The 12,283-nt window shown below is 58.5% G+C and carries 9 protein-coding genes and 1 pseudogene; all 10 read right to left on the bottom strand.

The features are described from left to right. Window positions 1-66: 66 nt before the first annotated feature. A pseudogene (locus tag ACIQ39_RS02455) lies at window positions 67-648 on the bottom strand (lysophospholipid acyltransferase family protein); the annotation flags it as partial. Window positions 649-768: 120 nt separating this feature from the next. After that, window positions 769-1,509, bottom strand: coding sequence for an LrgB family protein (locus ACIQ39_RS02450; protein ID WP_396433022.1), 741 nt, complete (start codon window positions 1,507-1,509; stop codon window positions 769-771). A 4-nt stretch (window positions 1,510-1,513) separates the two neighbouring features. Then, window positions 1,514-1,852 (bottom strand): CidA/LrgA family protein, encoded by a 339-nt coding sequence (locus ACIQ39_RS02445; RefSeq protein WP_396433021.1) that lies wholly within the window; start codon window positions 1,850-1,852, stop codon window positions 1,514-1,516. Window positions 1,853-1,962: 110 nt separating this feature from the next. Beyond that, window positions 1,963-2,280 carry a hypothetical protein gene (locus ACIQ39_RS02440; protein ID WP_396433050.1) on the bottom strand — a complete coding sequence of 106 codons (318 nt, stop codon included), beginning with the start codon at window positions 2,278-2,280 and terminating at the stop codon, window positions 1,963-1,965. Beyond that, entirely contained in the window at window positions 2,268-2,564 is a 297-nt protein-coding gene (locus ACIQ39_RS02435) for a hypothetical protein (protein ID WP_396433020.1), read from the bottom strand. The genes ACIQ39_RS02440 and ACIQ39_RS02435 overlap by 13 nt, the downstream gene beginning before the upstream one ends. A 53-nt stretch (window positions 2,565-2,617) precedes the next feature. Then, entirely contained in the window at window positions 2,618-3,238 is a 621-nt protein-coding gene (locus ACIQ39_RS02430; protein WP_396433019.1) for a hypothetical protein, read from the bottom strand. Further along, window positions 3,235-7,101, bottom strand: coding sequence for a UvrB domain 3-containing protein (locus ACIQ39_RS02425; protein WP_396433018.1), 3,867 nt, complete (start codon window positions 7,099-7,101; stop codon window positions 3,235-3,237). The genes ACIQ39_RS02430 and ACIQ39_RS02425 overlap by 4 nt, the downstream gene beginning before the upstream one ends. A 107-nt stretch (window positions 7,102-7,208) precedes the next feature. Further along, window positions 7,209-8,516, bottom strand: coding sequence for a restriction endonuclease subunit S (locus ACIQ39_RS02420; protein WP_396433017.1), 1,308 nt, complete (start codon window positions 8,514-8,516; stop codon window positions 7,209-7,211). Between the two features lie 14 nt (window positions 8,517-8,530). After that, window positions 8,531-10,627 carry a class I SAM-dependent DNA methyltransferase gene (locus ACIQ39_RS02415; protein WP_396433016.1) on the bottom strand — a complete coding sequence of 699 codons (2,097 nt, stop codon included), beginning with the start codon at window positions 10,625-10,627 and terminating at the stop codon, window positions 8,531-8,533. Between the two features lie 195 nt (window positions 10,628-10,822). Next, window positions 10,823-12,253, bottom strand: coding sequence for an 8-oxoguanine deaminase (locus tag ACIQ39_RS02410; RefSeq protein WP_396433015.1), 1,431 nt, complete (start codon window positions 12,251-12,253; stop codon window positions 10,823-10,825). Window positions 12,254-12,283: the final 30 nt, after the last annotated feature.

The raw sequence follows: 12,283 nt of genomic DNA, 5'->3' as shown, positions 1-12,283 counted from the left end.
GTCTTGATTCGACCTTGGCTGAGGGAGTTCAGACCCAGTGGACTCGGTGTGGGTCTGGAGGGAGGGTTCGAAATAGTCCGCGTTTTTGCCTTTGAAGGGCGCATAAAACGCCTTGATGGCGACCATGTCCTTGTCGATGTCGCCCGTGGGGTAGAACAAGGGGCCCAGGCCACTGAGTTTGCGCGGGTAGTCCATGTAGGCCATCACGATGGGCACCTGTGCCTGCAGCGCAATATAGTAAAAGCCGGTTTTCCAATAGCGCGTTTTGCTGCGCGTGCCTTCGGGGGGCACCACCAGGTGCACCGAGCCCTCGGCTTGGACCAAGGCTTTGGCACAGGAGTCCACCAAGTTGGAAGCTTGTGAGCGGTTGACCGCGATGCCGCCCAGCCAGCGCATGACCGGGCCAAAGGGAAACGAGAAGATGCTGCTTTTGCCCATCCAGTAAATCTGCAAGCGCAAGGCAAACGCCACCATCAGGGTGTAGGGCAAATCCCAGTTGCTGGTGTGCGGGGCTGCAATCACCACGCATTTGTGCACACCCTCGGGCAAACTGCCCTCGATCTTCCAGCCTGTGAATTTGAGAAATGCCAACGAGATGCCGCGCAAGGCGGTGTTGACGACGGGGGTGTCAAAAATGGTTCGATGCATGGCGCATGGACGGTCAACGGAAATCGGCGAGGGTGACACGCGATCGCGCATGGCTCGGGGAGCACCGATTATGTCTGTCAAATTTGACCCATTGCGCAAGGCCTGAATTCGCATTCACGGTCAAAACCACCAAGCCACCGCATGGGGGATCAGCACCGCCCCCGCAATGCCGTGCAGTCCCATGCCCAAGCTGGCATAGGCCCCGGCTTGGGCGTTCACGCTGAAAGCGCGTGAGGTGCCAATGCCGTGCGCGGCCACACCCAAGGCAAAGCCGCGCTGCCACCAGGCCGAGACGCGCAAAGCGTCGAGCACATAGCGGCCCAGCACCGCGCCCAAAATGCCGGTGCTCACCGCAAAGATGGCGGTCAAGGTGGGCGAGGCCTGCACCCGTTCGGCAATGCCCATGGCAATCGGCGCGGTGACCGACTTGGCCACCAGTCCGCGCACCAAGGCTTCGTCCACCCCCAGCCAGCGCGCCACGCCCACGGCCGTGAGCATCGAGGTCACGCCGCCCGCCAACAGCGACAACAGCAACACCCCCATGCGCCCCTTGAGCGAGGCGAAACCCTTGTAGATGGGAATGGCCAGCGACACCGTGGCCGTGCCCAGCAAAAAGTGCACAAACTGCGCGCCTTCGAAATACTGCGCATAAGGCATGTCGAGCACGCTGATGCTCAGGCACACCAGCACCACCGCGATCAGCACCGGGTTGGCCAGCGGGTTGCGCTGGCTGCGCTCGTACACGGTCAAGCCGATCAGGTAAGCGCTGAGGGTGAGCACCAAGGCCAGCAACGGGCTGCCCGAGAGGTAGACCCAAATCTCGGAGATGGCGGGCAGGTCGGCGCGTGTCATGGGGTTCATGGCCTCAATCCTTGGGGGCCAGCAGCTTGAGCACAAGTGCTGTCACCGCCACCGTGGCCAACACGCTGACCACCAGCGCCGCGCTGATGGCCCAGGCATGGGCCCTTAGCACCGGCAAATAAAGCACCACCCCCACCGACGCCGGAATGAACAACAGCCCCAAGTGCTGCAAGATGCTGCTGCCCACCAAGTCCATGGCGGCTGGCACATGGCCACGCAGCGCCAAAAACACCAGCAACAACACCAGGCCCAGCACCGGGCCGGGGATGAAGGGCAGGGCGAACTTGGAGAGCAGCTCGCCCAAGGCTTGGAAGATGAAGAGTTGAACGAGGCCTTGGATCATGGCCTCAGTGTAGACAGCTTGAGTTCGCGTTGGGGGCGAAAGACTTGTGACTTCAGTGTCAGGATTTCAGCTTGGTTATTGGCGTTTGCAATTGCCAAATCCACGGCGGTTTACCAAGGCCGCAAATCGGCCCCGGGGATGCCGTTCTTTTCTACCCAGCTGTTTTGCGCGGCAATCCAGTCGCTGAATTCTTTTTCGAACTGGCTGCTTTCCCATTCATCCGTCAGGTCTTGGCGCAGGGCAATGCCGCGCAGGCGCTTGTCGATCCACTCCTTCGGGTAGCCTTTTTTCTCGTACAGCTCTTGCATACGGCCCATGGCCAGCTCGGGGTTTTCGATCTCGTCGAGGCGCTCTTTGCCCACCTTGGCCAACCAGCGCTTGAAGGGTTCGGCCTTGGGGCTGGGGATGGACTGGATCAAACGAAAAATGCCCTGCGTGTTCCAGCATTGCAGTTTTTGCCGTCCCCCCGCCGTCTTAAACGCCAGCGCAAGGGGGGGGTCAATTTGCCCCCCCCCCCTTGGCTGTCCAGGCTCAAATCGGGGTCACGCCTGCGCATCTTCTTCCAGTAGTCCGATGGATCGGCGGCATCCGTCAGCGCTGCAACAATGTCGGTGATGACGAACCACCATTCGTCGTTGTGCAGCGTGCGGCGTATTTCGCGGCTTTGAAAAAGCGCCACTCGCGCCTCGGGGTTTTTATCTGGTTTACTCATTGCAAACACCTAATTTCGGCAAAGTCGGCTTAAGGCTTACCGCCGGAGGGCCATCATGTAGAACCCTTGTCAACATGCAAATTGCAAGCGACGTGACTGATGCGGATGTTGTCGCCACAAGAGTGCAAGTGGTTGGAATCGAAAGCCCACTTCAATACATGCGGCGTGGTCAGCCCCTGTTGATCTGATGGCTTCTCCTCATCCATAGTGTCGCGAACCTTCCTCATCAGGCCAGAGCCATTTGCATCACGCATGTAGATCACCATCACGCCCCGAAGTTCCCGCCCCGTCATGTAACCCAACAGTTGCCCAACGCCATCAATGTGGTACTTGGGACCACGATGAATCTTTGCTTCTCCGAGGATTCGTCGCGAAATGCCAAACCGGTATGACTCAAATGTGAGATCGGCGTGGCCGTTTGAATGCTGCTCCAAAGAGACTGATAAGCCTGGGACCAACATGGCCAAACGCAAAACTGCAGAAAGCGCGGGCTCATTCAAGGCCTCAAAACCGTCCTTGCTTTCCTCAAGTCCCGCCAGGGCTTTATTCAAGAGCGAATCAAATGCCAACTGAAATTGATCGTCAGTCAGAGAAGCGAACAAGTCCAGATGCTCGGGCGATTGCTGACTTAAATGCTTAGTCAGATCAAACAGAGTGCCGCCTTCGAGATTCATTTGGACACCCCTTTCGCTGCCACGGATGACCATGAAACCGCATATTGCGTTGCCCAAGCCTTCCATTCAGCGTCCGTCATGGTTTTGGTCTTCCACCACGCGGCCAGCTTTTGGGATACCTCCTCCACTGGCACTTCAGCGCCATCAGGCGCACGTAATTCCATTCGCAGTAGAGCTGCCTTGGGAGCGCCAAGCAAACCCAGCACCGCTAAAAGTTCCGATTGCTTCCATCCGCCAGCGTCCGCAATGGGGCTCAAATCCGCAAGGCTAAGCGCTCCGCGTTCACTTTTTTCAATAGCAGACCAAAAGGCATCATTGATTTGGCTCCACTTTAAATCGGTCCCAAGCTGCTGTCTAAGCAATTCAACCGATCTTTGACGGCCGAGTTTTCGCTTTACTAGCACGTCGTAAGTGTTGTCATCGTCCTCCTCGCGTTCGACTGGCTGGACACATATCACAATCGACGTACCACTCGAGGTAATCCACTCCTCGTAGTCCGCCATGACCAGTTCAGCACGTTTCATCAAAGGCGCCAACAACGCTTTGCGATCCGTGTGAAAGGCAATTTTCAGGTTGTTGGCGCTCAGGTCAAACATGGTCTTGAAGCTGGTGAAGCGTTCATCCCACGGAAAGTCTTTGCCCTCAGAGGCCATATCCAGAATGAGTTTGCGGTAGATGTCGTTGTTGCGCTGCTTGCCCTCGGCATCAATCACCCCAAACAAGAGGATCAAAAAGGCCTTGAGCTTTTCAATCAGCACCAGCTTCTGTTTCTCGGTCAGCTCCAGTGCGGCCAGCAGTTCAATTGCATCCAGCGACCCCATCAAACCGCCGATGGCATGCGGCAAGTCTTCGCTCTTGGCTGATTTCTTTTTCTCGGGCTGTTGCGGCATTTCATCCAGGCCCCAACCAATGGCATCCTCCACCAGATCAATATCAAACACTGCGCCAACCCGGTTATCGTCATCCTGCAATTTAGAGCCCAGGTGTCGAACCACCTGCTCGGCAAACGCGGCACGTTTCTCATCGGCATGTTTAACCAGTACAGGCTTGGTGAAATCCAGAATGCCCCACAGCCGCTCTCGGCAACCCAGCCAGGCTGAGCCGGCCTTGCGCAGCGCCACGGCACGCGGTTTTTGGTTCTTGACCAAGTCATCCAAAAAGTCTGACAAGCCAATGGCACCACCCTTGTCCTTGCCGCCCACTTGCGTGGCCTTCCAGCTCTTCCAGTGCGCAATGATGTCTTTGTCGTCCTTGAAGAACACTTTGAACGCCGCGTCCATCTTGTCTTTGAGCGTCATGGCATCCAGGTCCGACACCGTGATGCCGCCGTACTTGGCAAACACTTTGGGCAGGTTTTTGGACACCACCCCCTCGTGTGAAAAGTCCACCAGCAGGCAGTCGGCCTTCCATTTGCGCCAGCGGTTGACGCGGCATGCCGCTTGGAACAGCAGCACGTCGTCCATGCCCCGGTCAATAAATAGGGTGTGCAGCGTGGGCTCATCAAACCCGGTGAGCAGCTTGTCCACCACCACCATCAGCGCGTTGTAAACCTTCAGGCCTGGCTTGGCACCCTCGCCCTTGCGCCGAAACTCGTCAAGGATGGCATCCTGATTTCGCCCGCCGTTGAGCGACGCACAACTGGCCTCGCCCTGTTTGTCGGTGTAGAGCAGCAGCACCGGGCAAGCCTTGATAGCGGATGCGTGCTCCACAAAACGGGGGTCGCTGGCCAGGGTATCTAGCTCGGCACGCAGCAGCTTCTGGAAGGCAATAGCCGCTTTGATGGAATGCGCGGCAAACAGCGCCTTGCCCTCACCCAATGCGCGCCCGGGTGGCCGTATAGCCAGAATCGTTTTGGCACAAAACACCAGCGCCGCTTGCTTTGCAACCAACACTTGACGTCCGTGGTTTTGGTAAATCTCATCGGTGCTGGGGGGGCGCAGCGTCTCGCCGGGTTTGAGCTTCTGGATGGTCTCCACCTGCTTGTAGATCAGGTGGTCTTCAAACCGGATCACGTTTTGTATCGGGTTTAATATCACCCGGTCACGAATGGCCTGCGTCATGGTGTAGGCGAAGTACGGTGCCCAGCGGATGTCATCCCCTGCTGCGGCGGGTGAGCGCCACTCGCCAAACCGCGCCAATATGTCATCACGCGGCGTGGCCGTTAGGCCAATGATCAGGTTGCGCTTGGCACCCGCCGGGCGCACGGTGCCCCACTGGTCAAAAATCTCCAGCGTGGCATCGTGCAGCACACCGTTTTGGCTGCGGTGCACCTCGTCAATCACAAACGCCACCCGCTTGTCAGCCAGCATTTGTGACAACGCGGGGTCTGCCACTGCCAGCCGCTGGATGGAGGGGAATTTCTGGATATTCACCACCACCACCCGCACGCCGTTTTGCAGGCCATCGCGCAGGTCTTTGAAGGTTTCGGCCTCGGCCACGATGCTTTGCGTGGCGCGCAGGCGCGCCGCCTCGTCGGCCACGTTTTGTCGTAGCTCGGTGCGGTCGGTCAGCAAAATGCACAGGTCAAACAGGGGCGCTGCTGCGGCACTGCGCGCATCGGGCATATCGGCCAGCGCCTGAGCCAACCAGACGATGACATTGGTCTTGCCCAGCCCAGCGGCACCTTGCAACAAAATGGAATGCGACTCTTGCCCATTGCGGTGCAGCAGGGTTTTGTTGACGATCTCATCGGCCTTTTTGGGGTCAAGCGCCGGTAGCGACAGCGCCAATGCGGCGCGAATATCGGCCTCGTTGATCTTGGCTTTGCCCTCATCGGCATACAGCTCGCGTACCCGGCACAGGGTTTGGTGCAGCATGGTGCGTTGCGCCGGGCGGGGGCGCAACACCTCAGTGCCGGTGGTGGTGCGGCTGGGGCGGTTTTGGTTAAAGAAGTGAATCTCGCGGTCAATACCATCCGCCGGGTCAAAGAACGATGCCAAGTGCTGGGCCAGAGCGGCAAAGGCAGGCCGGTCGCGCATTTCAGCAGTGCGCATAAATGAGGCGACCAGCTTGTCGGGCAGAGTCTCCACCAGCGCCTGGGTGTCGTCCGCCTCCAGGGCATCGTCAATCTCGGGCAGCAGCCAGTCGATGTCGGGCAACAGCATCATTTCGCCCATGTCGATGCAACTGATGTGTGTGGCTTTTTCGTACAGGCAGATGGTTTGGCGCAACTCCCAGCGCAGCTTTTCGCTCAGGTCGCGGTGCCTGAAACCCGGCCACGGTGAGCCCTGGGCGGCGTAGTGTTCACGGGCCTCGCGCAGCAGAGCAGCGCCCGCCTCCACACAATCGTGCGCTATTTTTTTGCGACCATGCCCGGCTGCGGTCTGGCCGGTCTGTGCGGTTTTGAGCTCGGCATACGCCAAGTACAGCCCGTTGACGAAAAACACCAGGTCGGGCCTGCGGCGAATGCGTTTGTTGCCATGGGCAAACTTGCGCTCAAACGTGGCCTCGGGAATGACGCGCAGCAGGTTCTTCTGGAACAGGTGGGCAGCAGTCGAGTCTGCCCCCGCGCGCGGTGCCTCGTTCCACAGCACAAAAGACTGACCGGCAAAACTCAGGCTCTCGCGCAGCACGAATGCCGCATTCGCTTTGGCCTCAATCTTGGGCAACAACGCCTCGCTTAAGAATGCCTGCAAAAAGTCGGCATCGCTGTCATAAGCCTTGACCGCCTTGGCAAAGGAAGAAGCATTGAGGGGGCTGCCTTCGCGCAAAAAATGCAACAAGTCGGCGGGCACCAGCCAACGCGCCTGGTCAATGTCTGCGGGTTTGCCCAGTATCCAGTCCAGCCCCGCCGGGCGTGGCGCGGTCAGGTAGGGGATAAAAACGCCGTGTTGAAAGTCGCTCTCTTTGAAGCCATGTGCCATGGGGTCTCCCTGTCAATTATTTTGATCAAATATGCCTCTAGCCCTCGTACTACTTGCGCAAGCAGATATTATTTTTGTAGCGTTTTCGAAAGACTCTAGGTCTCAACTCACTCCAGTGAAACCGCTGACAAATCAATCTTGCCGGTCACCGCCTCGTGGATGATGGCTTTGCGTTGCTGTTTGAGCAGGTCGTCGAGCTGGTCGATCAGGATGATCTGGCGGGCAATCTTGCTAAGCCGCTGGTCTAAAAAGTCTGCAATCTCAATCTGTTCATCCAGTGGCGGCACAGCCTGCCAGACGTTGCGCACATCGTCCAGACTCAACTGAATCTTGGTGCCGCCGTAGCCCGAATTCATCAACTGCCGTTTGGCCTGCGGGCTCACCATGGCGTAGCCCAACCAGCGCGGATACACGCCCTCTTTGGGCCGACACAGCGCAATGTGCTGGCTCACATAAGCGGGCTTGTCCAGCACCGGCACGACCGCAATCGAGCCCAAGTCAGCGGTGATGGACACCAGCATGTCGCCCGGTCGCAGTCGAGTGCGTTTGCCTTCTGCGGCCTTGGCGGGCAGCGCCACGTATTTCAGGTCACTCACATCGAGGTCAACGGTTTCGCGCGTCAGGTTGCCAATGCGCAAGAAGATGTCGCCCTGTTCGGCGTAATACTCGGCCCAGCCGCGTGAGCCGCTGGTGATGAAGCGCAGAAGGCGTTTGGTGTGGCTGGCTTGCCAACCCATGGGCAGCGCCGGGAGGTCAACCAAGCCGGTGAGTGTCGTCTCCTGACCGTGCAAACCAGAGGCCAAGGTCTCGCCAACCAGGTTGCTGCGCAGGTCGCGCAACAGCTCACGCTTCTTGGCGAGAAGTTCGCGGCGTTTGTCAATGCGGGTGGTTTGTCTAAATATGTAATCAGTGATCAAAGCTCGTTCGGTTATCGGCGGGAGTGGCACCAAGATACTGCTGACAGTCTCTGTATTAAGGTTCAGTTGCGTACCAAGCTTGCCAAGACCGTCGTATGCCAAACCTGAGTTGAAAAGATAAAAGAAAAAACTCTTGGTTGACCGGTCATTCATCCTTGGAAAATAGACAAACCCGTCATGAATGCAAGCTTTGATGTTTGTAATGCAGGCTTTGCCAACTGTTCCAGCAATGCTCAGAAACAAATCACCTGGCTGACGTTTAACACTTTTGACATCGCCCAACTTTGAGAGCCGTTGCGTTGTGGACTCAAGAAAACCGCCAGAAGCGGTAACGTCAGATATTCGAACCCACGCGTATTCGCCTTGGTCGTCAAAGTAGATTTCATCGTCAATTGGGCGTGGCGATGCACCCCTGTTGACCGGTGAAACATCCTTCACTCGCACTAACTCCCAGTCCTGGGGTATCTTGCCTATCCAAGGCACGTTAGTGTCTTTCATTGCCCTGGGCATGATCACAGTCCTTTTAGGCCGCTAGCAATTTCAGCCTCCAACTGCGCCATTTCTGCCTCTATCGCGTCAATTTCTTTCAAAATTGCAGCACTCGCCCGCACCTCGCTCTGCTTCGGAAACACCCGGTTAAAGTTGATCTCGCACCCGGTTTTCGCCCCGTGCAAACACCAGGGCTCATGCACCCAGCGGGTCAAAAATTCTGCAATCAACCGGTTGTTGACATTTGCATCCGACGCATAGGCCACGGTCTCGTTGTCTTTCTCCAGCAGCCGGTCCAGCACAACATCCACCTTGGCACGCTCCAGCCCTTTGGACTTGGTCACTTTGGCCCGTACCGACAGCACGCCCAGCCCCTCGTCCGCCAAGTCAACCCGAATGGCCCCGGTTTCGTTGTCGCGTTGGTAGCTCAGCCCGCCGGTGACCATGACTGCTGTTTGCTCGGCCTGGCGCGCTGCGTCGTTGAACAGGGCGACGGCTTCCTTGACGGTACTGTGGGGATGGTCCACAAAAAAGGGGGCCAGGTTCAGTACACCGTCATCCACCGTGAATTCGGTTTGGTCAAAACGGACCGTGAACTGGTGGCCATTAATGGGCTCGGTGCCGCCAATGGCGCGGCCCTCTTCATCATGCCTCCAAAGTTCAAGCTCGACCTTGTTGTACAGCAGCGCGTCAATGGTCATGCGGCGCGAAATGGGGCCGTCGGCAAAATCGCGCAGCGCCTGCACGATGCGCTCGCGACTGACGGCGTCGATCTCGCAGTTTTTCATGTTGAGGTTGCGTTTGAGCTTGGTAAAGCAGCTCTCGGCATTGACCAGCAGCACAAAGCCTTTGCGGCTGGCGGGCTTGGCGCGGTTCAGCACCCACAGGTAGGTGTGGATGCCAGTGTTGAAAAACTCGTTTTTTGGCAACTGGATGATGGCTTCCACCATGTCTTGCTCTTGCAGCAGCCAGCGCCGGGTTTCAGACTCGCCACCCCCGGCATCGCCAGAGAACAGGGTGGAGCCGGAATGCACCACAGTGGCCACACCCACATCTGACAAATGGTAAGCGGCGTGCTGCAAAAACAGCAGTTGCCCGTCGGACGTGGGCGGCATGCGGTTGGCATCAAAGCGGCCCGAGGCGTCCAGCTCCAGCGTCTTTTTGATGTCTTTCCAGTCCACGCCATAGGGTGGGTTGGCGACGATGGCATCAAACTTTTCGGTCAGAAAAAGATCGTTGGTCAGGGTGTTGCCCCACTCGACGCGGGCGTCTTGCCGAAAGCGCGCCTCAATGGCGGCCAGTGCATACAGCGCGTCGTTCAGCTCCTGGCCAAAGCTGCGTACCGACAGGCCGGGGAAAGCCTCGCGCAGAGCATCTTCGGTGGCAAACAAAAAGTTGCCGCCGCCACAGGCCATGTCGTACACGTCGGCAATGCCAGTGCCGCCCGAGCCTTCGCGGCGCAGCTCGACGATGATGGCACTGGCCAGGTCGATGACATCGGTGGGCGTGTATTGCTCGCCCGCCGTTTCGGCTGAAATGTCGGCCCATTTGCGTTTGATGTGTTCCTCGATGGTGGTGATCTCAGAATTGTCAAACGGTGTGAGGTCAATTGAGGCCCACTTTTGCGCGAAGGGGAACAGCGGGTTGTTGTCGCGGCTGGACAGGTCTGCGGCCTTGCCTTGCATGTCCAAGAATTTGGCATGGCCCTGGGCGTAATTAATGCCGAGCAGACGTTTGGTGGCTGGGTCGTATTGGTCCAGGTGCGTGAGCAGCCGGTTTAAAAAGTTGCCACCGGGCACGGCACAGGTTTCGCTCAGGCCTTTTTCATGAATCAGCAGGTCGCGGTGGTAGCCTTTGTTGGCGGCAATAGCGGCGTAGTCCAGCCATTGCAGGTGTGCCGGGTCTTCGATTTTGAAGTCCGAGGCCACCACGGTTTTGAATTCTTCAATGCGTGATTGGCGAAAGCGCCGCAAGCGGGATTCGAGCATCATCAACGCGAAAAACGGCATCATGTAAGCGGGCCATTCGCTGGCCTTGATGCCTGCCCCGCGCAGGGTGTCGGCTGTGTCCCAGATTTTGTCTGCGCAGGAGAGCAGTCCGGATCCTATGGTTTGGGTCATTTGGTGTGATTTATGCTATCTCTATACTGGACTGTACCGTAAGGTTCAACGCTGTCCGATGGCGTTCGCTGCAAGTCAAAAAAGTGAAGTGGACCCCAAAGTCAGGACAAACTTAATGGCAGTTTCAGTTGCACTCAACTTCTCGCAGCTGGAAGGCTTTGCCTTGGTTTTTGCCATTTTGCAGACCCAATACCGTCATTTTCCTGTCAAAGCCAACTGCAAAGCCAGTTGGTTGTGCCGTTCGATCAGCGGCCCCATGTCAACCGTTGCAATTTCGCCCTGACGCACCACCACGCGCCCGTTGACGAGGGTGTGGTCGGCCTTGTCGCTGGCGCAGAGCAGCAGCGCGCCCACCGGGTCGTGAACCGCGCCGCCGGCCATGCTGAGGGTGTCGGTGCGGAACATCGCGATGTCGGCGCAAAAGCCTTCGGTGATTTGCCCCAGCTCGTGCGCACGGCCCAGCACCTCGGCACCGCCGCGTGTGGCCAGGCGCAGGGCGTCGCGGGGTGTCATTTCGGCGGGGCCTCGGTCACAGCCGTACACGGTGCGCCCGTCTTCGACGCGCGGTGGCTCCATGGCCCTGCCCACTCGCGCCAGCAGCATGGCTTGACGGGCTTCGTTCAGCAAATGCGCCGCGTCGTTGCTGGCGCTGCCGTCCACGCCCAGGCCAATCGGCACACCCGCATCGAGCATTTTGCGCAGGGGCAAGATGCCGCTGGCCAAGCGCATGTTGCTGCAGGGGCAGTGGGCTATGCCGGTGCGCGTGCGGGCAAACAAATACGTGCCTTCGTCGTCCAGCTTCACGCCGTGGGCGTGCCACACATCGTGGCCCACCCAGCCCAGGTCTTGCGCGTATTGCGCCGGGGTGCAGTTGAACTTCTCGCGGGTGTAGGCGATGTCGTGGTCGTTTTCGGCCAGGTGGGTGTGCAGGCGCACGCCGTGAGCGCGGGCTAATTTTGCCGATTCACGCATCAAGTCCTTGCTCACGCTGAAGGGCGAGCAGGGGGCAACGGCCACATGCGTCATCGCGCCGTAGCTGGCGTCGTGCCAAGTCTCGATCAGGCGCTGGGTTTCTTTCAAGATGGCGGGTTCTTGCTCGACCACGCTGTCGGGCGGCAGGCCGCCTTGCGACTGCCCCACGCTCATGCTGCCGCGTGTGGCCGTGAAGCGCATGCCCATGGTGTGTGCCGCTTCGATGCTGTCGTCCAGCCGCACGCCGTTGGGGTAAATGTAGAGGTGGTCAGAGCTGGTGGTGCAGCCACTCAGCAACAGCTCGGCCATGGCCACTTGGCCTGAGACACGCACCATCTCAGGAGTGAGGCCCACCCAGATCGGGTACAGGCCTTGGAGCCAAGAAAACAGCTCGGCGTTTTGCACCCCGGGAATCGCCCGCGTGAGCGACTGGTACATGTGGTGGTGCGTGTTGATCAAGCCCGGCACCACCACATGGCGGCGGGCGTCGATCACCTCATCGACTTGCGCAAGCAGTTCGTCGGTGTTTGCAGTGGCGGGAATGATGCTTTCGATGCGGCCGTCGCGGATCAAGAGCGAGGCGTCTTTCAGTTCAGTGTTGGCATCGTCTTGGGTTGCGATGCAGCGGGCGCGGTGGATGAGCAGCGTGGTCATGGGTCGAACTTTACCTGCCTTGGGGCACAA

This window comes from Limnohabitans sp., assembly GCF_044361645.1.
Classification (GTDB): Bacteria; Pseudomonadota; Gammaproteobacteria; order Burkholderiales; family Burkholderiaceae_C; genus Limnohabitans_A.
This window is presented reverse-complemented; position numbering and strand designations above follow the sequence as displayed.